Raw genomic sequence first — 23,090 nt, 5'->3', positions numbered from 1 at the left:
ATCCGGGCTACGGGCTGAAGCCCATGCAGATCCCGGCCAGCCAACCCGGCATCCATATCGCCCTCGGCGAACTGATCGACATGCGCCATAAAGTGCATGAAGTGCCGCTGTTCTCCACCCCGACCCGACGCAGCCCACTGATCGGCCTGCACCATTCCAAACTGCGCGGGCGGGGGGTGGACTTCGATCAGGTGCGCGTCTATCAGGCCGGCGACGATGTGCGCACCATCGACTGGCGCGTCACCGCGCGTACCCAGGAGCCGCACACCAAGCTGTTTCACGAAGAGCGCGAGCGGCCCATCTTCATCATCGCCGAACAGAGCCAGCGGCTGTTCTTCGGCTCCGGCCTGTGCTTCAAGTCGGTGCTGGCTGCACGCGCTGCGGCGTTGATCGGCTGGGCCGCGCTGGGCCATAACGACCGCATCGGCGGCCTGGTGTTCGCCGACAACGAGCACCATGAAGTCAAACCCCGACGCAGCAAACAGAGCCTGCTGCAACTGCTCAATCTGCTGGCCCGCGCCAACCAGGCGCTTGGCCCGGAGAGCCAAACCAGTGCCGGCCGCGACAATTTCGGCCTGGCCCTGCGCCGCGCCCGTGAGGTACTGCGACCGGGCAGCCTGGTGATCGTGCTCTGCGACGAACGAGCACTGAGCGACAACGCCGAGCAGCAACTCACCTTGCTCGCACGCCACACCGATCTGTTGTTGCTGCCGCTGTCCGATCCACTCGATCGCGCCCTGCCGGCGGCCGGGCTGCTGCGCTTTACCCAGGGCGGTGCGCAACTGGAGCTGGACAGCCACAACGGCGACCTGCGCCAGACTTATCGCGCCCTGGCCCAGGCGCGCGAGGCGCGTTGGCAGCGTCTGGCACAGAAGCTTGGCGTGCCGCTGCTACCCTTGAGCACGCAGCTCGAACTGGTCGAGCAGTTGCAGGAGCAGCTCAGCGGTCTGCAGGCGAGAAAATCCCTATGAATCCCCTCGACCAGTTGCAGCCGCTGATCGACCCGCCGCCGGTGCCCTGGTGGCCACCGGCACCGGGCTGGTGGTTGCTCGCCGTGCTCCTGCCACTGCTGGCTTGGGGCCTGTGGCGCCTGCTGCGTAACTGGCAGCAACGCCCGCGCAAGGTGACAACGGAGCAGGCGCTCGACCCACTGCGCCAGGCAGCGCTCGATGAGCTGTCGCGCCTGAGCAAACCCTACGATGGCGCTCCGGCGGGCCCCTGGCTGCAGCAGCTCAACGCCCTGCTCAAACGCCTGTGCCGCGAACGCTACCCGGACAGCGCCAGCCATACCCTGAGCAACCGCGCCTGGTTGGCGTTTCTCGACAACCGCTGCCCGGCAGCCGGCCTGACCCGCTGGATGATCCTTGTCGACGGCAGTTACAAACCGCAGTGCCCCCTGAGCGACAAGGCCATTGCGGAGCTTGATCAGGCCATCGCCATCTGGATTCGCAAACATGTTTGAGTTCGCCTGGCCCTGGGTCTTTCTGCTGGCGCCGCTGCCCTGGCTGCTGCGTTTGCTGCTACCGCCCGCCGACAGTGGCGATGCGGCGTTGCGCGTCAGCTTTCTTGACGAGCTGCAAGCCATGAGCGGTCGCCGCGCCCGCGCCGCCCTGCCCAGCTGGCGTCAGCAAGCACCGCTGGTACTGCTCTGGGCGCTGCTGCTATGTGCCGCCGCACGGCCGCAATGGGTCGGTGAGCCGCTGCCATTGCCAGCCAGTGGCCGCGACCTGCTGCTGGCGGTGGACGTCTCCGGCTCGATGGATTACGCCGACATGCAGTGGGACGAAGAACCGATCAGCCGCCTGGAACTGGTCAAGCGCCTGCTCGGCGACTTCATCGAAGGCCGCAGGGGTGATCGCGTCGGCCTGATCCTGTTCGGCAGCCAGGCCTATCTGCAGGCACCACTGACCTTCGACCGCCACACGGTACGCACCTGGCTGGACGAAGCCGTGATCGGCATCGCCGGCAAGAATACCGCCATCGGCGATGCCATCGGCCTGGCGGTCAAACGCCTGCGCCAGCGCCCGGCGCAGAGCCGCGTGCTTGTGCTGATCACCGATGGCGCCAACAACGGCGGCGAGATCGATCCGATGGTCGCCGCGCAACTGGCCGCCGATGAAGGCGTGCGCATCTATGCCATCGGCATCGGTGCCGATCCGCAGCAAAGCGCTGCACTCGGCAACTTCGGCTTCAGCGCCCTGGATCTGGACGAAACCAGCCTGCGCGCGATTACCGACGTCACCGGTGGCGAGTATTTCCGTGCACGCAATCAGGCCGAGCTGGAGCAGATCGAACGAACCCTCGATCGCCTCGAACCGGTCGCCCAGCAACCCACCCTGGCCCGCCCGGCCCAGGCGCTCTATGCCTGGCCGCTGGCGCTGGCGCTACTCGGCTCACTGCTGCTGGTGGGCCAGGTACTCTGGCCCGACTTGCTACAGCGGCTGCGGAGGCGCGCATGAGCCTGCTCTGGACGGAGTGGCTGCGCCCACTGTGGCTGCTGGCACTGCCTGTATTGGCTTGGTTGCTCTGGCGCCTGTGGCATCGCGAGCGGCAAAGCGGGCGCTGGCAACTGTTGCTGCCGGCAGCGTTTCATCAGGCGCTGCTCAAGGGCGGCAGCGGCCGCTCCAGCAAGCTGCCCTGGCTGGCGCTCGGTCTGGCCTGGCTACTGGCTGTGCTGGCGCTGCTCGGCCCCAGCTGGCAGCGCGTCGAGCAGAGCAACCAGAAGCCCGCCGACCCGCTGGTGGTGCTGCTCGAACTGACACCGCAGATGCTCGCCACCGACGGCCGCCCGAACCGTCTCGAGCAGGCGCTACGCAAGTTGCTCGATCTGCTCGAAGCGCGGCGCGATGCGCAGACAGCGATCATCGTTTACGCAGGCAGCGCGCACAGCCTGGTGCCGCTGTCCGATGACCTGGCCACCAGCCGTAATTTGCTCGAAGCGCTGAAGCCCTCGCTGATGCCCGAGCCGGGTCGCCGTGCCGACCTGGCCGTGGCGCGTGCACTGCAACTGCTCGATCAGGCACAACTGGGCCAGGGTCGCCTGCTGTTGATCAGCAGCGCCCTCGATGCCGAGGAGCGCAGCGGCATCCAACTCGCGCTGGAGAAACGCTCGCTGCCGCTGCTGATTCTCGGCGTGGGCAGTCGCGAAGGCGCACCGGTGGCACAGGAAGATGGCAGCTTCCTCAAGGATTCGCGCGGCGCCATTCTGATTCCCCGCCTCGATGCACGCGGCCTGCAGGAGGCCGCAGAGAACCACGGTGGCCGCTACGCCTCCATGCGCCTGGACGATGAAGACCTGCGTCGCCTGGGCCTGCTCGATAGCCCGCAGACCATGCGCGCTGCCGGCGAGCCAACGCAGCTCGACAGCCATGTCGACCAGGGCTACTGGCTGTTGCTGCCCCTGCTGTTGCTCGCCGCCTGTGCCGGACGTCGCGGCTGGCTGTTCTGCCTGCCCCTGCTGCTGCTGCTGCCACCGCAAAGCAGCCACGCCTTCGGACTCGACGACCTCTGGCTGCGCCCCGACCAACAGGGCCAGCGCCTGCTGCAGGCACAACGCCCGGCCGAGGCCGCGCAGCGCTTCGTCGATCCACAGTGGCAGGGCAAGGCACTCTATGAGGCCGGGGACTATTCCGCCGCCGCCGAGCGCTTCGCCACCGGCGACAGCGCCGCCGATCACTACAATCGCGGCAATGCCCTGGCCAAGGCGGGCGAACTGGAAGCCGCGCTGGACGCTTATGACCAGGCGCTGGAGCGTCAACCGGAACTGGCCGCCGCGCAGCACAACAAGGCACTGGTGGAAGATGCCCTGCGCCAGCGCGAAAATCAGCAGCAACCCGACAATGGCGCCGCTGACGAGCCGCAGGAAGCTTCCGACGAGCAACAGCAGGCGGATGAGTCATCACCCGGCCAGCCTGCCGAAAACCCTGCAGCACAACCTGCCAAGCCAGGTAGCCTGGGCGAGAACGGCGACACTAACGAGGCACCGGGCAACGCCAGCGGCGCCGGCCAAGATGATGTCCAGTCTGGCAGTGGCCGTGAAACACCGGATGCTGCCGAGCCCGTCGAGCCACCCCGCACGGCAGCCGATCTGGGCACTGCGGCCGAACGCCAGCAAGCGCTGGAACAATGGCTGCGGCAAATACCGGATGACCCGGCCGAATTGCTGCGGCGCAAATTCTGGTATGAACAGCAACAGCGTCAGGACTCCAACCGATGAAGCCTCTGCTCTTCCTGTTTCTTCTACTGCTCGCCGGACAGGCCAGCGCCGAGGCTTTTTTTGCCAGCGTCGACCGTACCCGCCTGAGCGAAGGTGAGACGGTGGTATTGACGCTGGAGTCGACCGATCCGACCCGCTTCGGCCGCCCCGACCTGAGCCCACTGGAGCAGGATTTCGAGATTCTCGGCAGCCGTCAGGTCAATCGCCTGAGCAGCATCGGTGATACGCCACGCGCCAGCACGCGCTGGATCCTCACCCTGCAGCCACGGCGCAGCGGGGAAGTGATCATCCCGGCGATCCGCCTGGAAAACGCCGAAACCCTGCCGATCACGCTGAACGTCGAAGCAGCCGTCAGCGCCGGCAACGGCGAACAGCTGGCACCGGTATTCATCGATGCCAGCCTCGATCAGGAGAACGTCTACGTCCAGGCCCAGGCCGTGCTGACCCTGCGCATCTACCACTCGGTGTCCATGTACGACGACAGCAGCCTGACGCCGCTGCGTATCGCCGATGCCCGGGTCGAACAACTGGGCGAACCGCGCACCTACGAAAAAAGCATCGGCGGCGTGCTGCATGGCGTGATCGAACTGCAATACGCCATCTATCCGCAACGAAGCGGACAACTGGTGATCCCCGGACAGACCTTCAGCGCCACCCTGGTCGACCGCTCGCGCAGCAACGACTTCCTGCCTTTCGGGCCGCGTGCCGGCAAGGTCTCGCGGGTCAAGTCGCCGGACATTCCGCTGCAGGTCAAACCCAAGCCGGCCGACTACCCGGCTGACGTGCCCTGGCTACCGGCGCGCGCCCTGGGCCTGGCGGAAACCTGGAGCCCGCAACCGGAAACCAGCCAGGTCGGCGACTCACTGACTCGCCGTCTGATTCTCAAGGTCGACGGTCTGTCCAGCGCGCAACTGCCGCCACTGCCGGCGACCCAGGTCGACGGCCTGCGGCGTTACCCGGATCAGCCGCAGATGAACGATCAGAAAAGCGAGAACGGCATCGTCGGCACCCGCGAGGAGCGCGAAGCGCTGGTACCCAATCGCAGCGGCAGTTTCGATCTGCCGCCCTTGGAAGTGTTGTGGTGGAACACCCAGACCGACACGCTGGAACGCACCACCCTCTCCGCCCGTACGCTGCAGGTCGCGGAAAATCCGCAACTGCAGAACGATGAACAACCCAATACGCCGATGGTGACGACCCAGGTGATCGAGGGGCCGGAATTGTGGCCCTGGCAGTTGGCCTGCGCAGTGCTGAGCCTGACCACGCTGCTCGGCTTCGGCTTGTGGTGGCATGCCCGCCGGCAACCGGCGATCCAGCGCGCGGCGCAGAGTGGCCCGAGCCCGCGCACGCTGCTCGACGACATCAAGCGCGCCTGCCAGGCCGGCGATGCCCAGGCCACTCGTCACGCACTCGACGCCTGGGCTCGCCAACAACCGGAAACCCTCGCCGATATGGCCGCACGCTACGTGCCGCTGTCGGACGCCCTGGACGGTCTCAACGGCGCGCTGTACAGCGAAGTTGGCCAGCAATGGCAAGGCGAGGAGCTGTGGAAGGCGATTCGCAACCTGCCCGCCGCACAGGAGCCAAGCGCAGCGCCGCAGGAAAGCAGCGCGCTGCCGCCGCTGTATCCTCGCTAGGCGCACGATGGGCTTGCAGGACACGTGGTAGGGTGCGCCGCGCGCACCGGCTCCCGGCAACGGTGCATCGGGCCTACCCTGACGGCTGACGAGCGATTTCTCCTGATAATGATCGAGGCATGCATCTCGACAATCCGCGACGCGCACGGCGCACCCTACGTGAACGTAGACACGCTTCGCTAAGTGTCCTTTCCAAGAGCCCATAACAAAAAAACCGCGGCCCAAGCAGACTGTGTGAAAACCTAGCAGTCTGAGTGCAAGGTGAAGACAATGCCTCTATCGGTCGATAGGGGCATTGTCGTTTATGGGCTATATCCAAGGTGAAGATCGGCAACAAAGCAGCCTGTTTCCGCCGACATTGGAAGAGCTGGTTCCTGAGGATCATCTAGTTCGAGTCATCGAGGCCTATGTGGCTCGTCTGGATCTGAAGGTACTGGGGTTCAGCAAGGCTGAGCCGCTCAAGACTGGGCGCCCTGGCTACGATCCAGCTGATTTGCTCAAGCTATACCTATATGGCTACTTCCAGCGCATTCGCTCCTCTCGTCGATTGGAGGCGGAGTGCCAGCGCAATATCGAGGTGATGTGGTTGCTGGGTCGTCTGGCGCCGGACTTCAAGACCATCGCGGATTTTCGCAAAGACAACAGCATGGCCTTTCAGGCGACTTGCAAGGCTTTCGTCCAGTTCTGTCGCCAGGCGAGCTTGATCAGTGGGGAGCTGGTGGCCATCGATGGCAGCAAGTTCCAAGCGGTAGCTTCGCTGCGCAAGCACCTGAGCGTGGAGAAGCTCAAGCGTCAACAAGCGAAGCTGGAAAAACACATTGCCCAGTACCTGGCCCAGCTTGATGAGGGTGATGCACAAGACGCGCAAGAGACGATTGACCGGGCAGCGGTGAAACAGGCGCTACGCCAGCTACAGGATCGCCATGCCGATAACTTGACCGTAAAAGCGCTGATGGAGGCGCAGGGCCTGGAACAGTTCGTCGAAGGCGAAGCGGATGCCAAGAAGATGCGCTGCTCAGGCAAGAGCCCTTGCGTGGCCTACAACGTGCAGAGCGCTGTCGATGCCGAGCATGGCCTGATCGTGCATCACGAAGTGACCAGTGACTGCACCGACAACCAGCAGTTGGAGCCGATGGCCAAAGCGACTCAGGCGGTTCTGCAGCAGCCTGAGCTGACGGTCACGGCTGATGCTGGTTATTCCAACGGGGCGCAGTTTCAGGCCTGCGAAGAAGCGGGCATTACGGCTTTCGTCCCCGTGAATCGCGCGCCCAACAACCAGGGCGGCGGCACGCTGTTTGTGCGTCAGGACTTCACTTACGATCCTGCGACCGACAGTTTCCAATGTCCTGCGGGTAAGACCCTGTCGCTCAAACAGCTCAATCGTGGCACTCGCCTTTACGCAGCCCGTGCCGAGGACTGCGGGAACTGCCCATTAAAAGCCAAGTGCACACAGGCCCAACGGCGTCATATCAGCCGCCATCCCAACGAAGAGGCGTTCGCGCGGATGGAGAAACGACTCGAAACTCACCCTGAGATGATGGGACGGCGACGAGCAATCGTCGAGCACCCTTTTGGCAATCTCAAACAATGGATTCTGGGCAACGGTCGTTTTCTAGTGCGCCATTTCAGCGGGGTGAGAGCTGAGATGGCGATGGCCGTGCAAGCCTACAACCTCAAACGTGCTATTTCGGTACTCGGGGCGCGCCGCATGATCGAGCTACTGACCTGAACGCTGCACTTTGCATCATTGCATCAGTAAAAACACAGACGCCCCGAATCAATCGAGGCGTTTGTATTGAACCGGTTCAGTTCAGAGCGTTTTCACACAGCCTGCAAGGGCCGCGGTTTTTCGTTAAACACTACCTGTCTTAGTGAGCCAGCAGCGAACCACCCTTCTTGCCCACCAGCTTCTCGGGCTTGATCAGGAAGCGCGCCAGCGCCGGCAGCAGCAGCATGGCACCGAACATGTTGACGATGAACATGAAGGTCAGCATCAGCCCCATATCGGCCTGGAACTTGATCGCCGAGAACATCCAGGTCGCTACGCCGATGGCCAGGCACAGACCGGTGAACAATACCGCCTTACCGGTGGATTTCAGCGTCTGATAATAGGCCTCCTGCAGCGGCAGACCGGCACGCAGGAAGCTTTCCAGGCGGCTGTAGATATAGATGCCGTAGTCCACACCGATACCCACGCCCAGTGCGATCACCGGCAGGGTTGCGACCTTCATGCCGATGCCGAGGAAAGCCATCAGCGCATTACCGAGGATCGAGGTGAGGATCAGCGGCAGCACGATACAGATCATCGCCGGGATCGAGCGGAAGGTGATCAGACACATGATCGCTACCCACAGGTAGACCAGCGTCAGCATCAGCAGCTCGGAGCTGGAAATGACTTCATTGGTGGCCGCCTCGATACCGGCGTTACCGGCAGCCAGGAGGAACTCCAGGCCTTCGCGATTATGCTCGTCGGCAAACTCCTGCACGGCGGCAACGGTACGCTTGAGCGTCTCGGCCTTGTGATCCTCGAGGAACAGCAATACCGGGGCCAGCGAGCAGTCGGCGTTGTACAGACCATCGGCACGGGCGATGGAGTTGTTCAGTACGTCCTGGTTACGCGACAGGGTTTCCCATTTCAGGTTGCCCTCGTTCATGCCCTTGATCAGTTGCTTGGACACCGTGACCATGGAAATGGCGGACTGCACACCTGCAGTGTTCTCCATCTTCCACATCAGCTCGTCCATGGCGGACATCGCTTCGTAGGTCGAGCAGCCTTCCGGCGCACTCTTGACCATCACCACCAGCACGTCGGAGCTGGTCGAGTAGTTCTGGATGATGAAGTCATTGTCCAGGTTGTAGCGCGAATCGGGTCGCAGCTCCGGCGCGCCCTGATCGAGGTCACCGATCTGCAGGTTGGCCTTCTGATAGAAGAAGCAGCTAACCCCGGCCAGCAGCCCCAGCACCACCATGAACGGTGCAATGTTGGGGTGAGCGACCTTGGCCAGCACTCGCCACATCGGCTTCTCGGTCACTTCATCCTTCTTGCTGCGCTCGATCGCCTTCTTGCTGATGCCCAGATAGGAGATCGCCACTGGCAACAGAATCAGGTTGGTGAACACGATCACCAATACGCCGATCGAAGCACCGATGGCCAGCTCATGAATCACACCGATATCGATGATCAACAACGCGATGAAGCCCACGGCATCAGCCAGAATGGCGATCATGCCGGGCAGGAACAACTGGCGGAAGGTGCGCCGCGCAGCCATCAGCGAGTTCTCGGCGCCACTGGATTGCAGAGCGATACCGTTGATCTTCTGCACGCCGTGGGACACACCAATGGCGAAGATCAGGAACGGCACCAGCATCGAGTAGGGATCGAGACCGAAACCGACCAGGTTCATCAGGCCCAACTGCCAGACCACCGCGATCAGGGTGGTGACCAGCACGCCGATGGTGCTGCGGATACACCAGCTGAACCAGTACAGCAGCACGAAAGTGATCAGCAAGACGATGGCGAAGAAGCCAACCACCATGATCAGGCCATCGATCAGGTCACCCACCTTCTTGGCAAAACCGACGATGTGGATCTGAACATTGGGATCCTGCAACTGGTACTTGTCGCGAATCTTCTCTTCCAGCTCGTGGGAAAACTTCTGGTAATCGAGCTTGATCAGGCTGCCCTGGTCGTTCGGATCCGGATAGGACTCCAGCAGCGGCACGTCGATGATGCTGGATTTGAAGTTATTGGCCACCAGGCGGCCGATCTGCCCGGACTTGAGTATGTTGTTACGCAGCTCTTCGAGGCTCTGCGGGCTACCGTCATAGCTTTGCGGAATCACTTCGCCGCCGGCGAAACCTTCCTCGGTCACTTCGGTCCAGCGTACGCTGGGGCTCCACAGTGACTTCAGGTTAGAGCGGTCCACACCGTTGATGTAGAAGACCTCGTCATGGATCTGCCGCAGCGTTTCCATGTACTCCTTGGAGAAGATGTCACCTTCCTTGGCCTCCACCGAGATGCGCACGGTGTTGCCCAGGTTGGCCAGGTCATTGCGGTGCTCCATCATTTTTTCGATGAAGGGGTGCGACAACGGAATCATTTTCTCGAAGCTGGTCGAGGGGCGAATCTGCGTTGCCTGGTACAGCAGGAAGATGGTGGTCAGCAGGCAGAGCAGAATGACCGCCGGCCGATTGTTGAAGATCAGGCGCTCGAGAAAGCTCGCCTTGTCCTGGTGATGATCGGTCATCGAAGACTACCCCTTATTATTGTGCGGTCGGCGTGGCGCCAGTCGGTGTGGCCAGACGAACGCCACCCTGCCCGACCAGTACCAGTTGGCCCTGGTCACTTGCAGCCACCGCTGCCAGCGACTGACGATCCGGACGATTGAACAGGCTGAAACTGCGCCCTGCGTCCTCACTTCTCAGAACCGTGCCACCATGACCCACGACCACGATGGAGCCGTCAGCCAGCATCACTGCACCGGACAAACCGAATTCGAGCGAGCCATTGTTGGCCGTATCGAGCTGGATTTGCTGCCAGCTATCACCGAAATCGTCGGAGCGGAACAGGTGACCGCGCAAACCATAGGCCAACACAACGCCGGACTGATCGGTACCGGTCACACCGAACAGCGACCCCTCATAGGGAGGCTCGGCGATGGTTTCCCAGCTCTGGCCCCAGTCAGCCGAGCGGAACATCACGCCCATTTCGCCAACGATTAACAGGCCGCTGTCCTTGACGGCCGCAATACCGTTGAGGTGGTAGGCATCCTCGTTATCGAGCCGGTCACTGATATCTTCCCAGTTCTCGCCACCATCGGTGGTTTCCAGCAGTGCACCGTAGGCACCTACCGCGTAACCGGTCTGCAGATCCTTGAACCAGACATCCAGCAGCGGCGCTTCGAGTTCTAGATCTTCGTACTGCTTGGTCCATGTCAGGCCACCATCAGTGGTGGCAAGAATCTGTGCATCGTGCCCCACCACCCAGCCATGCTGGGCATCGACGAAGAACAGCGAAGTCAGCATCTGCCGCGTAGGCACCTTGGCCTGCTGCCAGCTTTGTCCCTGATCGTTGGAATAGAGAATGTGACCACGGTCGCCCACGGCGACCAGACGCTCGCCGGTGTTGACCACATCGAGCATCAGACTGTGCACCGCACGAGGCGATTCAATTGAATAACTGACCTCTGCTGCAGCTGAACTGTCAGCCTGCGCAGGCAAATGGGCAATAGCCAGAACGGAAAGCACACTGCATAGCGAGAGCGCTTTAGCCAGCGGCGAATGGACACGGAGCGCCGGTTTGCGCGACAACTTGGACGCTGGACCGGACTGGGTGCGCCGCATGACGGGCTCACTCATATACCTTCCCCCTTTCTTGTTATAGGCGGTGCTGCCGATTAGCAGGCCACTCATCCTATCGGGCTTAGGAAAGCCCTGACAATTGGCGCGACGTTATGTTTTGTTAAGGCAGAACCCGCGTTATAGAAGCCCATTCGCCACACTGATAGAAAAAGGCCGCTACTACTGTAGCGGCCTTGGCGCGAGACTACACGACTATTATCGAGTGCCGCGACGACGCAGGGCGGCCGGTTTGAAATAACCGTCGTCCGGAACCGCCTGGGTGAAGTCGATGGTGTTGTTCTCTTCGTTGTCCAGGTTCTGCACGTGGTAACGGCGAGCCTGCAGATCGTGGAACACATCGAGTGCAGACCAGGTGGTCGGCAGATCGTAGTAGTTCTTCAGATAGGCGATGGACACGCGCCACAGCTCACCACGACCGTCGTACTGATCCACTACCGCAGCCTGCCAGCTGTCCTCATCGAGGAACAGGGTACGCTTGGAGTAGATATGGCGGGCGCCGGATTTCAGCGTACCTTCCACCACCCAGACGCGGTGCAGCTCGTTACGGGTCAGTGCCGGGTTGAGGTGGCCGACCTGCAGCAGGTCCTTGTACTTAACCTCAGGGCTGGTGACCTGGTAGTTGTTGTACGGGATGTAGATTTCCTTCTTGCCCACCAGCTTCCAGTCATAGCGATCCGGAGCACCGTTGAACATGTCGGTATCGTCGGCGGTACGCAGGCCATCGGCTGCGGCGATCGGCGTGTCGTAGGCCAGGTTCGGCGCACGACGCACGCGGCGCTGTCCGGCGTTGTAGCCCCAGGCCTGACGCGGCTCTTTCACCTGATCGAGGGTTTCATGAACCAGGGTCGCGCCACCGGCCAGACGCGCCGGGCTGGTGGTGAACGACAGGTAATAGAACATGATGTTGTTCAGATCGGCGAACGAGCCGTTCTGCAGGTAGTACTTGAACAGCGCTTCTTGCTGCGAGGTCACCAGCGAATAGGCGCCGTTACGCTGCACGGCCACTTCCGAGGCACGGCGCACGATGTAGGTGCCACGGTAACGGGCGATGTGGTTCCACAGCGCCTCGACACCGCTCTGCGGAATCGGGAACGGAATACCGCCGTAAGCGTCGGTGAAGCCGTTACCACCATCGACCAGCTTGGCGCTGGTGGCGTTCTTGATGCTGTTGTCATAGACCCACTGCGGCGCGGAGCCGGAGCGACGGGTCTGGTAAACCGGCATCTGATAGGTTTCCGGGTAAGCCTTGAACATGGCGATCTGACCGGGGGTCAGGTTGGCCTCGTACTGGCTCAGGTTGGCTGCGGTGATGGTGAACAGCGGCTTGTCTTCCGGGAACGGATTGACATGGTGCTGGCCCGAACGGGTGTAACCAGCAGGCGCCTGGGTGATGCCACCGGTCCAGGCCGGAATGGTGCCGGCAGCGTTGCCAGCTTTTTCGGCGCCGAAGGGGGTCAGGGTATCGCCAAGTTTTGCGGCTTCCTGCGAGGAAACGGCAGCCAGCGCGGAGCCGGCGGAAAATGCCAGCGCAACGGCTACGGCCATCAGCCTGTGCTTGTTCAGCATGGGTAATTCTCCATAAAGAGTCGTAACGGGCGCCCGCAAGCGCCCGGCGTTCTTTCCGATTTTGGTTATTAGAAGGAGTACTTGACGTTGACGCCGATATTGTCGCGATCACGCGCACCGTTGTTCTGGCCAGCGCCGTAGAACTCGGTGTACTGGATCTCGGCTTCCAGGCTGTTCAGGTAGCTGGCACGCATACCGACGGTGTAAGCCTTACGACCTTCGATAAAGTTACCGGTCTGGTGCGAGTTGCCTTCGAAGTCGTGCTTGAACACGGCGAACGGCGACAGGTTTACGCCAGCGTAAACGTCGTTCCAGGTGCCGGAGAGCACCAGGGTGTAGCCGTAGGCGTTCTTGTTGACCTGGTCGTCACGGTCGTAGCCGCTTGCATAAGCGCCATTGCCTCTACCTGCGTAGTAACGAGTATTTCCTTCGTAGTCGGTGTACTTCAGGTCGCTACCGCGCAGGTGCTCGGACGCTAGCTCAGCGACCCCGAATAGCGAATCGAAGCCAAGCACCGGACCGAAGTTCTGGATAGCGCCCAACGAAGTATTGAATGCCTCAACTCGTTCGTAATTGTGCAGTTGGCCGCCCATCATCAAGTCCTGGCCCGCGATATCGATGCCCTGTCCCAGGGCAAACTGAGTGGCCTGACCGAGCAATTGCTGCAACGCATCGTTGGTCGCCGCCATACCAATCGGCATATTCGGACGATAGGCAACTTCCCCAAACACCGACGTTTCATTGATGACGGTGTTGAAACTAAAGCCGTACACACGAATATCTTCAACATACTCGCGACGGGCTTGCACCTGATTACCCAGGTCTACCGCAAGCAACCCACCTACTATTTGCTGGGTGCTGCTACCACTAGCTGCTGCTGCACCAGCCACAGCACCGTTACCCAGCAACGCAAGGTACTGAGCGGCCGAAATCCCGGTGTAAGCACTGTTTACATCGGCATAGATGTACGGCTCTTTGGAGTGATAATTGATGAAGTACGCCCCAAACTCGGTGGAATTCAGTCCTTCAGCGATGTACTTGAAGTTGACACCGAACTGGCCGTCGTTTTTGGCATTGATGTCCGGCCCGATGGAAGCAACCTTGAATGCATTAACGTTGGCGAACTCGCTGCCACGCAAACCGGTCGCCGGGTTGCTGGACAGCAGCCCATACAGCGAGTTGTTACCAAAGCCGGGGTTTGGCGTGAGAATACCGGCCAGAGCACCACTTTCGTTGTAAGCGGTGCTGCCGCCATCGGCAAAGAGGTCGGTTTCAGAGAAATAGGTGCCAACCGGGTCGATAGCGCTTTCTTTCCAGTTGAACTGGTAGAAAGCTTCCATAGAGAGATTGTCTGTAAGGCCCACGTTGAAACTCAAAGCCTCGACTGGCACCAGCACCTCTTTCAGCTCCGAACCCGGGAGACGGAACTTGGCCGCGTCCACCGGGTTGGTGGTGTTGATACCCCCACGGTAGAACAGACCCTCGCCCCAGTTGAATACCTGCTTACCGAAGCGGCCGGTGACCGGCATGTTGGCGATATCCCAGTTGCCATAAACATAGGCATCGAGAATCTGTGCATCACGTCCTGCCTTGTGGCGAGTCTCGCGAGTGAAGCTGTTGTCGCGAGGAAAGCTCTGGCTCGGTTGAGCGGGCGAGTTGGCATCGTAATAGTCGTTGCGCTTGTCCATGATCTGGGTGTCATAGAACGCAGTACCACGCACGAATGCGCCGTAATTCTGATAGGACACCTCTAGATCAGAGGTAACCTTGAACACTTCGGAAACCAGGCCGGTATCGAAGTTGCGATTACCGTCATTGGTGTTGATATCGTTGTTGCTCTTGTCCTGACCCTGTACGCGCCACAATTGGCCGTAGGAAACAGTGGTATCGATGGAGCCGGTGATTTCGTTATCGGCGAAGCTGAACTCCACCGCATGAGCCTGGGCGGCGACCAGCAACGGCAGAACGCCAGCGAACGCAAAGCCGGCCTTGGCCGGGGCAAAACGTAGAACGGGCTTGCGGGACTTAATTTCCATCGAGACTCACTCCGTGGACAGATCATTCTTTTGGGCGATCCCGTAGCCGGGCCGCGAATTGCCGTACTGACGACGGCTTATGTTTTTATTTGCTGCAAAAGTGCCAACGACCACGAGCGTTCGCACGCGGTCCAATCCAGTGCGACGCTGCAACCATAGTGCCAATTCAAACACTTGTATCAGCGCAAAAGCGCCTTGCAGAGCGATTGGCGGATTTCTTTTCGTGACTGATCAGCCACTGACCAATGCATCAGGAAAACTGGCGCATCTTGTCCTACGATCCGACGCTTTATGCCACTAGCCACGCGCCCTGCAGCGTAGCAGGCCAATGACGGCCACCTCACTTTCAAGTGCGAAGCCGGAAATCAAGCATGAAAAAGCATAAGGGATCGCACATACATTTCATTGGGTAACAAAAAAGTGTTACCAACCAGAGATCGGTAACACTTTTTTGTAGAGCAAAACCTGTTTCAGGCCCAAAGCCAACCCGTCAAGCGTCGACACGCCGAGCCTGTAGGAGCGGCGCCCCGCCGCGAATCTGGGCGAGACGGACTCAAAAAGCTTCGCCCCGGGGCGGGGCTCCTACGAAACAGAGCTTCCGCAGCCTTACCTAGGCGGCATCAGCCTTAGGCCAGGCTCTTGCTCACCACTTCATAGACATCGCTGGACAGCTCACCGGAGGCGAGGATGCGTTCCAGCTCGGCCTTCATCAGCGCCTGGCGAGCCTCGCCATACTTGCGCCAGCGGGTCAGCGGCGCCAGCAGGCGCGAAGCGATCTGCGGGTTGAGCGCATTGAGGGTGATCACCTGGTCGGCGAGAAAGCGGTAGCCCGCCCCGTCTGCGCGGTGAAAGTTGATCAGGTTCTGATTAGCGAAGGCGCCGATCAGCGCGCGCACCTTGTTCGGATTCTTCAGGGTGAAGGCTTCGTGCTGCATCAACGCATGCACGCGCTCCAGCCCCCCTGGCAGCGGGCAGCCAGCCTGCACGCTGAACCACTGATCCATGACCAGCGGGTTGTCCTTGAAAAAGTCGGCGAACATGGCCAATGCCTTGCCCTGCTCTTCCTGGAATGGCGAATTGACCAGTACGGCCAGGGCCGCCAGACGCTCGGTCATGTTGTCGGCGTTGTCGAACTGGTCGACGCAAGCCGCCAGCACTTCAGGTTTCTCGCTGAGCATCAGGTAGGACAGCGCGATGTTCTGCAGGCTACGACGGGCGAAGTGCGCTGCCTCGGCCACGTAAGGCGTGGCCTTGGAGACTTCGCGGTTGGCCTGGTAGCGCGCCCACAGTGGGGCGAACAGCGCATCGGCCAGCGCCTTGCGGGCGAACTCGCGCGCGACGTGGATGGCTTCGACATCCGCCACCTCACTGATTTCGGTGAGGTAGGCCTCACCCGGCAGCGAAAGCATTTCCGCGACCATGGCCTGATCCAGCGACTCGTCTTCAAGCAATGTGCGCAGCGCAGCGACCAGGCGCTGATCCAGCACCAGGGCTTCGCCACGCTGGTGCTGGCCAATCAGTTCCTGCAGCACTTGTACACAAAGCTGCTGGCCGGCCTCCCAGCGGTTGAAGCCGTCGCTGTCGTGCTGCATGAGGAACATCAGTTGGTCACGGCTGTAGGGGAAGTGCAGCTTGACCGGCGCACTGAAGCCGCGCAGCAAGGAGGGCAGCGGCTTCTCGGCGACGTCTTCAAAGGTAAAGGTCTGCTCGGCTTCGATCACCGACAGTACGCGACTGGTGGCCTGTGCGGCGCTTTCGTCCAGCAGGCGCAGCGGCAGCTCGTTGCCTTGCGCATCGAGCAGGCCGAGCGCCACGGGGATCACGAACGGTAGCTTCTCGCTCTGTCCCGGTGTGGCCGGGCAGCTCTGGCGGAAGGTCAGGCTGTAGGTCTGGGAGGCGGCGTCATAAGCCTCGCTGACCTCCAGGCGCGGCGTGCCGGCCTGGGTGTACCAGCGCTTGAACTGGGTCAGGTCGATGCCACTGGCATCTTCCATGGCCTTGACGAAATCGTCGCAGGTCACGGCCTGGCCGTCGTGACGCTCGAAGTACAGGTCCGAGCCCTTGCGGAATAGCTCCGGCCCGAGCAGGGTGTGGATCATGCGCAGCACTTCGGCACCCTTCTCGTAGATGGTCAGGGTGTAAAAGTTGGAGATTTCCATATACGCGTCCGGGCGCACCGGATGGGCCATGGGCCCAGCGTCCTCGGCGAACTGGTGGGTGCGCAGGTAGGCCACGTCTTCGATGCGCTTGACGGTGCGCGAGTGGGTATCGGCGGAGAACTCGCTGTCGCGGAACACGGTGAAGCCTTCCTTGAGCGACAGCTGGAACCAGTCGCGGCAGGTCACGCGGTTGCCCGACCAGTTATGGAAGTACTCGTGCGCCACCACGGCTTCAACGCGCTGGTGGGCTGCGTCGGTGGCGGTCTCGGCCTTGGCCAGCACGCAGCTGGAGTTGAAGATGTTGAGGCCCTTGTTCTCCATGGCGCCCATGTTGAAGTCGTTGACCGCGACGATCATGAAGATGTCCAGGTCGTACTCACGGCCGTAGACCTCCTCGTCCCACTTCATCGAGCGCTTGAGGCTGTCCATGGCGTGCTGCACCTTGTCGATGTTCTCCGGCTCGACGTAGATGCGCAGCGCCACTTCGCGGTTGCTCATGGTGGTGAAGCTGTCTTCCACGCACCAGAGATCACCGGCAACCAGGGCGAACAGGTAGGCCGGTTTCTTGAACGGGTCTTCCCAGGTGGCCCAATGACGACCGCCCTCTTCGCTGCCGCTGGCAATCGGGTTGCCGTTGGACAGCAGCACCGGATAGGCATGCTGCTCGGCGCTGACCGTGGTGGTGAATTTGCTCATCACATCCGGGCGGTCGAGGTAGAAAGTGATCTTACGGAAACCCTCGGCCTCGCACTGGGTGCAGAACATGCTGCCGGACTTGTACAGACCTTCCAGCGCGGTGTTGCTCTCCGGATGGATGCGCACGCTGCTGTCGACCACGAAGCGTTCCTGCGTCGGTTGCAGGGTCAGGTGGCTGTCGGTGAGGCTGTAATCGCCCTCGCCCAGCTCACGGTCGTCGAGCTTGAGGTGCAGCAGTTCAAGCTGCTGACCGTCGAGCACCAGCTTCGGCAAGCCGGCACCAGCCTCCGGGTTGCGCCGCATGACCAGTTGCGCATGCACCAGACTGTGATCCTCGAACAGCTCGAAGGTCAGGTGGGTCTCGTCGATCAGGTAATCGGGAACCTGATAGTCCTTCAGATAGATGGTCTTGGATTGTTCGGTGCGCATGGCTCTTGGCCTCTCGTCTGCGGCGCCTCGGGCGCCGGTGGCAATGGGGTGTCAGGCGGCGATCTCGTGGATGGCCAGCTGATAGGCGGTGTACTTGCGGATATTGATCACGCCAGTGTCGAACATCAGGTACTGGCCCTTGATACCGAGCAGGGTACCTTCGGCCAGCGGCTGCTTGTCCAGGTTGAAGCTGGTGATCTTGGCCGGATAAGCCTCGATGGGATAGCGAATTTCCAGCACCTCGGCAGCGGACAGCGGCTGAATGGCCTGCAGGCCGAAGCGCTGCTGCAGCTCGGTGATGCCCGCGCCACAGCTATCGAACAACTGCTCGCGAATAGCCAGCAGATCGACCGGCGCCGCATCGCCCTTGAGCAGCGCGCGCCAGTTGGTCTTGTCCGCCACCTGGGTACGCAGCAAGTCTTCGACGAAGCCGGACTGCTGCCGGGTAGCCACGCGCAGGATGGGCAAGGCCTGGGTCGCGCCCTGGTCGATCCAGCGCGTCGGCACCTGAGTCGCGCGGGTGATGCCGACCTTCACGCCGCTGGAGTTGGCCAGGTAGACGATATGGTCGGTCATGCAGAACTGCTCGCCCCAGCTCGGCTCGCGGCAGGTGCCGGCGTCGTAGTGACACTTCTCTGGGCTCATGATGCAGATGTCGCACTGCGCCAGTTTCTGCATGCAGGGGTAGCAATAACCCTGGCTGAAGCTGGTCTTGGTCTTGCGCCCGCAGTGGCTGCAATGGATGGCGCCGAGGTATTCGAGGCGCAGGTGCTTACCCACCAGCGGGTTGACCGGCACCTCCTCGTCACCGAGGCGAAAGGCGTACTGCACCGGCGCATCCAGATGCGCCTTCATCTTGCTCAGCGAGCCACGTCCCAACTCGCTCATCAGTGCAGGGTATCCGAGGACTTGAACAACAGATTGGGGACCGGCTCGGATTTGCTGCTGCATTCCTGCGGGCCCATGTAACCGGTGCGCTGCTCTTCCGGCAGGTTCTGCATTTCCCAGGCGATCATTGCCTGCAGGCTCAGCTCTTTCTGCTCCTGAGTCAGCTTGCGGCCGTCCGGCCATTTGCCGATTTCCACGGCCAGCTTGAGGCTCTCGTAGATTTCCGGGGTGATGTTTTCAATCGCATCGAGAAAGGACGACATACAGGTCTCCAAATAAATCGTAGGGCCGGCCGGGCGGCGTTCCGCTTCAGCCCGGCAAATACATCAGCGCCTTGCCAGCATACCGCCAAGCAGCCCGGTCAGGCAGCCGATGAGCAGGCCACCCACATGTGCCGCATTGGCAATGGCGCCAATACCCAGCGTTTCGAAGATGCCGGTCATGCAGACCACCAGCCAGATCAACATCATCACCAGCACGCCAGGTGGCAGGCGATAAACCGGGTTCGGCACCAGACGCTGGTAAATCCAGCAATGCCCGAGCAGGCCGTAGAGCACACCGGACAAGCCGCCAAACAGTGACGGCCCAGCCCACCAGTATTGAGCGAAATTGGAAGCGAAGCCGAACAGCAGCGTCAGCCCCAGGAGGCCGATGGCCCCTTGGCGAAATTCGATGCGCCGCCCCAGCTCCCAGTACCACAGGCTGTTCATCGCCAGGTGCAGCCAGCCGAAGTGGATCAGCATGGGCGTGATCAGGCGCCACCACTGGCCGCTATCGAGCGTGGCCTCAAGATAAGTCAGATAGATGCGCTCGCCGTCGATTCGAAAATCAACGAAGCTCAGCCAGCGGATTGCCGAGAAATTCTCGCCCGCCCAGGTCACGGCGAAGACGATAAAGGTCGCCAGCAGCATCAGGGCCGTCACCGGGCTGCGCCGCAGCTGGGCAACAAAACCCTCGCGCACCGGCGCCGGCCTGGTGGGCAATTCGGCACCCGCGTCGCCCTGCGGATGGCGCACGTAAAGCTCGCGCACCTGCTCGGCAAGCGCCTCACCGGGCACCCAGAGCACCTGCTCACCGCCCTCTTCGGCTACCCGGTGCGGCACGTTCAAACGCTGCAGCAACCCCACAAAACCGCTCAGGTCGGTATCCAGTGGCAAGCGCAGCACTTCTACTGCCGTCATCGCGGCGCCTCCTGCGGGTCGACATCGACCCAGACGAATTTATCGGCATCCAGGCGCATTTCCTGGTCCAGACGATAAGCCACCAGGCGGCCACCGACCACGGCGCTGTAATCCAGGCAGGCCAGGTTGGGCCGAATCGGCGCCGGCTTGCCACGCCGCCAGTAGTGCCCAACGAACAGCAGCGGCTCGTGCGCGCCATAGCGCAGCAGTTCGTCCTTCTGCAGCTCGCTCAGTGGCGTCTGCGCCGCCAGCTCCGGCAGAGCATCAGGCTGGAAGACGATATCGCCATAGGTCTGCGGATTTTCTTCCCAGAACTTGGTACGGAAATAGGAACGGGTAAAACCGTCACCACCGGTCAGGGTCAGGCCATGCGGCAGGCGCATGTCGGTGCCACGCAGCAGGCGGTCGAGCGCCATGTTGGCGAAACTGCCCGGTACGGCTGCGGCCTGGAGGAAATGCTCGTCGATGCAGCCATCGGGGAACTGTGCCTTGAGCGGAGTGATCAGGTCGTCGTCCCAGCAGGCATGCACCACGCGGAAGCGCCCGGCGTCGATGAACAGTGGCATCTCGTAGAACCAGCGCAGAAATTCGCGCCACTCCTGCGGATGATCCTCGAACTGCGCCAGGGTTTCGCGCATCAGGCGCTGATGCCGTGGGCTGTGATCACGCACGTACTGTCGGCCACTGCCTGGCGGTGCCGGCGTGCTCCAGCCCAGCGCGTTGAACTCGTGATTGCCCATGATGCACAGCGCCTGACCGGCACGCACCATGTCATGCACCAGATGCAGGGTTTCACGAATACCCGGGCCACGGTCGACCAGATCACCGAGGAAGATCGCCATGCGCGTCGGATGGCGCCACACGCCGCTCTGCTGGCTGTAACCCAGGCGTTCGAGCAGACGTTCGAGGGTACGCGCACAACCGTGGATATCACCGATCAGGTCATAGCCACGATGGGGGTCGAGGGACATTCAGTCCTGCCCTCCCAGGCGGCTGCCCCAACCCAGTTTGGTCCGGCAGACCTCGTAGTAGTTGTGATCCAGCGGATGGATCAGGCGCAGCTTCTGCGCCTTCTTGGCCACATGCAGGGTATCGCCCGGCGCGCAGGTGAAATGATTCTGGCCGTCACAGGAGACCTGCGGATAAATGGTCATATCCGGCGACACCACCACCTTCAGCTCACTGTGCCCGTCAACCACGATGGGCCGGCTGGACAGGGTATGCGGGTACATCGGCACGACCACGATGGCATCGAGTTTGGGATGCATGATCGGCCCGCCAGCTGACAGCGCGTAAGCGGTAGACCCCGTGGGCGTGGCGACGATCAGGCCGTCGGCCTTCTGGCTGCAGACGAACTGGCCATCGATGTACAGCTCGAACTCGATCATCCGCGTCGACTTGCCGGGGTGCAGCACCACGTCATTGAGCGCATCGCCCTGGCCGATGGCCTCGCCCTGGCGGCGCACTTCGGCCTCGAGCAGAAAGCGGTTCTCGGTCAGGTACTGCCCTTCGAGCACCTGCGCCACTTTCAGCTCCAGCTCATCGGGGCGGATATCGGTGAGAAAGCCCAGGCTGCCACGGTTGATCCCCAGCACCGGAACCTTGTGTCGCGCCAGGGCACGTGCCGCGCCGAGCATGCTGCCGTCACCGCCGACCACGATCACCAGGTCGCAGACCTCACCCAGCATCTTGCGCGAGGAGGTCTGCAGACCGTGCCCAGGCAGCACATCGGCGATGGTGTCTTCGAGAATCACATGCAGGTGGCGGTCGAGCAGAAAGCGCTTGAGCCGACGCACGGTCTCCAGCACCCGTGTACTGCCCAGGCGCCCGATGATGCCAACATTGCGAAATTGCTCCATGGGACTCCCGCCAGACAGATAAGAAACGATGAGGGATTATCGGCCAAAGCTCTGGCCGGCAGCAAACCGCCTCTGTTACTGCGCTATGCTCGGGGCCATGAGCAATCCCGAACTGCTGCATGACCTGCTGCTCGAGCTGCGCACCCCGGCGGTGCGCGATCTGGCCTGGGCACTGCTCTCGCCCGCCTTGCTGGCCAACACCACACCAGCCCAGCGTCATCCGCTGCAGGCCAGTTGCTGGATGCAGCAACCACCACAACTGGCCGACTGGCTTGCGCAGCATGACCAGGATGCCGGCCCCCTGCACGCCTGGCTGACGGCAAAACCGCTGCGCCGTCTCGGCCTCTATTACGAGCGCCTGTGGCAATACGCTTTGCACGCCGCACCGGACATAGACGTAGTCGCGGCCAATCTGCCGATTCGCCAGAACGGTCAGACCCTGGGCGAACTGGATCTGTTGCTGCGCGATGACGAAGGCGAGCACCACCTGGAGCTGGCGGTGAAATTCTATCTGGGTACGGGTGGCGGCGACGCCGCTGACTGGCTGGGCCCGGGCAGCCAGGATCGGCTCGATCTGAAACTGGGCCACCTCACGCAACACCAATTGCCCCTGTCTGCGCGCCGCGAGGCACGGGGAGCCCTGAACGACCTGCAACTGGGCGAACCCCGATCCGCCTTCTGGCTCGGCGGCTATCTGTTCTATCCCTGGCCCGACGACTGCACACCGCCGCGAGGCGCCAACCGCGAACACTGCCGGGGGCGCTGGCTGCATCGACGTCACTGGCATGACTTCGCCGCGACGGCGCCTGGCGCGCACTGGCAGCCACTGCCGAGACTGGCCTGGCTGGCGCCTGCGCGGCTAAGTGCCGATGAATGCGGGTCGGCCGACATGTTCCAGCAATGGCTGAACAGCCTGCGCCCCGATGCCCAGGCGCAGCTACTGGTACGTCTGGAGGACGATCACACCGGGGACTGGCGGGAAGTGGAACGGATCTTTCTGGTCAACGACCAATGGCCGGTGCACTCGTAGCCCGGATGCAATCAGCGACGCATGCGTCAACG

17 protein-coding genes are annotated in these 23,090 nt (G+C 61.8%); 7 read left to right on the top strand and 10 right to left on the bottom strand.

What is annotated here, in order from left to right:
* The first annotated feature begins 23 nt into the window (after positions 1-23).
* From J7655_RS07920 to J7655_RS07895, 6 genes are all read left to right on the top strand, one after another.
* A complete protein-coding gene (locus J7655_RS07920; RefSeq protein WP_230927298.1) occupies positions 24-971 on the top strand; it encodes a DUF58 domain-containing protein in 948 nt (315 codons plus the stop codon).
* Entirely contained in the window at positions 968-1,462 is a 495-nt protein-coding gene (locus J7655_RS07915; RefSeq protein ID WP_230927297.1) for a DUF4381 domain-containing protein, read from the top strand. The genes J7655_RS07920 and J7655_RS07915 overlap by 4 nt, the downstream gene beginning before the upstream one ends.
* A complete protein-coding gene (locus tag J7655_RS07910; RefSeq protein ID WP_230927296.1) occupies positions 1,455-2,459 on the top strand; it encodes a vWA domain-containing protein in 1,005 nt (334 codons plus the stop codon). The genes J7655_RS07915 and J7655_RS07910 overlap by 8 nt, the downstream gene beginning before the upstream one ends.
* The gene (locus tag J7655_RS07905) at positions 2,456-4,216 is read left to right on the top strand and encodes a VWA domain-containing protein (protein ID WP_230927295.1); all 1,761 of its coding nucleotides are present in this window, start codon (positions 2,456-2,458) and stop codon (positions 4,214-4,216) included. The genes J7655_RS07910 and J7655_RS07905 overlap by 4 nt, the downstream gene beginning before the upstream one ends.
* Positions 4,213-5,853, top strand: a complete 1,641-nt coding sequence (locus J7655_RS07900) for a BatD family protein (RefSeq protein ID WP_230927294.1) — start codon at positions 4,213-4,215, stop codon at positions 5,851-5,853. The genes J7655_RS07905 and J7655_RS07900 overlap by 4 nt, the downstream gene beginning before the upstream one ends.
* A gap of 304 nt (positions 5,854-6,157) precedes the next feature.
* Entirely contained in the window at positions 6,158-7,582 is a 1,425-nt protein-coding gene (locus J7655_RS07895; protein WP_230927293.1) for an IS1182 family transposase, read from the top strand.
* Between the two features lie 139 nt (positions 7,583-7,721).
* Here the strand turns inward: J7655_RS07895 and J7655_RS07890 are convergent, their stop codons facing one another.
* The 10 genes from J7655_RS07890 to J7655_RS07845 all read right to left on the bottom strand — a co-directional run bounded on the left by J7655_RS07890 (position 7,722) and on the right by J7655_RS07845 (position 22,028).
* The gene (locus tag J7655_RS07890; RefSeq protein WP_230927292.1) at positions 7,722-10,100 is read right to left on the bottom strand and encodes an efflux RND transporter permease subunit; all 2,379 of its coding nucleotides are present in this window, start codon (positions 10,098-10,100) and stop codon (positions 7,722-7,724) included.
* Between the two features lie 16 nt (positions 10,101-10,116).
* On the bottom strand, positions 10,117-11,196 hold the full coding sequence (locus J7655_RS07885; protein ID WP_230927695.1) for a WD40/YVTN/BNR-like repeat-containing protein: 1,080 nt from the start codon (positions 11,194-11,196) through the stop codon (positions 10,117-10,119).
* 213 nt (positions 11,197-11,409) lie between these two features.
* Positions 11,410-12,780: a DUF1329 domain-containing protein gene (locus J7655_RS07880; protein WP_230927291.1), complete on the bottom strand. Its 1,371-nt coding sequence runs from the start codon at positions 12,778-12,780 to the stop codon at positions 11,410-11,412.
* A gap of 68 nt (positions 12,781-12,848) precedes the next feature.
* Entirely contained in the window at positions 12,849-14,816 is a 1,968-nt protein-coding gene (locus J7655_RS07875; protein WP_230927290.1) for a DUF1302 domain-containing protein, read from the bottom strand.
* Between the two features lie 626 nt (positions 14,817-15,442).
* Positions 15,443-18,100, bottom strand: coding sequence for an aminopeptidase N (pepN, locus tag J7655_RS07870; RefSeq protein ID WP_230927289.1), 2,658 nt, complete (start codon positions 18,098-18,100; stop codon positions 15,443-15,445).
* Between the two features lie 51 nt (positions 18,101-18,151).
* Positions 18,152-18,988: a DUF2797 domain-containing protein gene (locus J7655_RS07865; RefSeq protein ID WP_230927288.1), complete on the bottom strand. Its 837-nt coding sequence runs from the start codon at positions 18,986-18,988 to the stop codon at positions 18,152-18,154.
* Entirely contained in the window at positions 18,988-19,251 is a 264-nt protein-coding gene (locus J7655_RS07860) for a YeaC family protein (protein WP_116619235.1), read from the bottom strand. The genes J7655_RS07865 and J7655_RS07860 overlap by 1 nt, the downstream gene beginning before the upstream one ends.
* A gap of 63 nt (positions 19,252-19,314) precedes the next feature.
* On the bottom strand, positions 19,315-20,169 hold the full coding sequence (locus J7655_RS07855) for a rhomboid family intramembrane serine protease (protein ID WP_230927287.1): 855 nt from the start codon (positions 20,167-20,169) through the stop codon (positions 19,315-19,317).
* The gene (locus J7655_RS07850; protein ID WP_230927286.1) at positions 20,166-21,140 is read right to left on the bottom strand and encodes a metallophosphoesterase; all 975 of its coding nucleotides are present in this window, start codon (positions 21,138-21,140) and stop codon (positions 20,166-20,168) included. Before J7655_RS07850 ends, J7655_RS07855 begins: the two co-directional genes overlap by 4 nt.
* On the bottom strand, positions 21,141-22,028 hold the full coding sequence (locus J7655_RS07845) for an NAD(+) kinase (protein WP_074860116.1): 888 nt from the start codon (positions 22,026-22,028) through the stop codon (positions 21,141-21,143).
* Between the two features lie 97 nt (positions 22,029-22,125).
* Here J7655_RS07845 and J7655_RS07840 point away from each other — a divergent pair, with 97 nt between their 5' ends.
* Positions 22,126-23,058, top strand: coding sequence for a DUF1853 family protein (locus tag J7655_RS07840; protein ID WP_230927285.1), 933 nt, complete (start codon positions 22,126-22,128; stop codon positions 23,056-23,058).
* Positions 23,059-23,090 lie beyond the last annotated feature (32 nt).

This window comes from Pseudomonas wenzhouensis (genome assembly GCF_021029445.1).
In the GTDB taxonomy this organism is placed as follows: domain Bacteria; phylum Pseudomonadota; class Gammaproteobacteria; order Pseudomonadales; family Pseudomonadaceae; genus Aquipseudomonas; species Aquipseudomonas wenzhouensis.
This window is presented reverse-complemented; position numbering and strand designations above follow the sequence as displayed.

Coding starts and splice junctions, on each gene's coding strand:
- J7655_RS07915 (WP_230927297.1), top strand. CDS start 968: ATGAATCCCCTCGACCAGTTGCAGCCGCTGATCGACCCGCCGCCGGTG.
- J7655_RS07840 (WP_230927285.1), top strand. CDS start 22,126: ATGAGCAATCCCGAACTGCTGCATGACCTGCTGCTCGAGCTGCGCACC.
- J7655_RS07880 (WP_230927291.1), bottom strand. CDS start 12,780: ATGCTGAACAAGCACAGGCTGATGGCCGTAGCCGTTGCGCTGGCATTT.
- J7655_RS07885 (WP_230927695.1), bottom strand. CDS start 11,196: ATGCGGCGCACCCAGTCCGGTCCAGCGTCCAAGTTGTCGCGCAAACCG.
- J7655_RS07865 (WP_230927288.1), bottom strand. CDS start 18,988: ATGAGCGAGTTGGGACGTGGCTCGCTGAGCAAGATGAAGGCGCATCTG.
- J7655_RS07905 (WP_230927295.1), top strand. CDS start 2,456: ATGAGCCTGCTCTGGACGGAGTGGCTGCGCCCACTGTGGCTGCTGGCA.
- J7655_RS07850 (WP_230927286.1), bottom strand. CDS start 21,140: ATGTCCCTCGACCCCCATCGTGGCTATGACCTGATCGGTGATATCCAC.
- J7655_RS07920 (WP_230927298.1), top strand. CDS start 24: ATGCAGATCCCGGCCAGCCAACCCGGCATCCATATCGCCCTCGGCGAA.
- J7655_RS07855 (WP_230927287.1), bottom strand. CDS start 20,169: ATGACGGCAGTAGAAGTGCTGCGCTTGCCACTGGATACCGACCTGAGC.
- J7655_RS07860 (WP_116619235.1), bottom strand. CDS start 19,251: ATGTCGTCCTTTCTCGATGCGATTGAAAACATCACCCCGGAAATCTAC.
- pepN (WP_230927289.1), bottom strand. CDS start 18,100: ATGCGCACCGAACAATCCAAGACCATCTATCTGAAGGACTATCAGGTT.
- J7655_RS07910 (WP_230927296.1), top strand. CDS start 1,455: ATGTTTGAGTTCGCCTGGCCCTGGGTCTTTCTGCTGGCGCCGCTGCCC.
- J7655_RS07845 (WP_074860116.1), bottom strand. CDS start 22,028: ATGGAGCAATTTCGCAATGTTGGCATCATCGGGCGCCTGGGCAGTACA.
- J7655_RS07890 (WP_230927292.1), bottom strand. CDS start 10,100: ATGACCGATCATCACCAGGACAAGGCGAGCTTTCTCGAGCGCCTGATC.
- J7655_RS07900 (WP_230927294.1), top strand. CDS start 4,213: ATGAAGCCTCTGCTCTTCCTGTTTCTTCTACTGCTCGCCGGACAGGCC.
- J7655_RS07875 (WP_230927290.1), bottom strand. CDS start 14,816: ATGGAAATTAAGTCCCGCAAGCCCGTTCTACGTTTTGCCCCGGCCAAG.
- J7655_RS07895 (WP_230927293.1), top strand. CDS start 6,158: ATGGGCTATATCCAAGGTGAAGATCGGCAACAAAGCAGCCTGTTTCCG.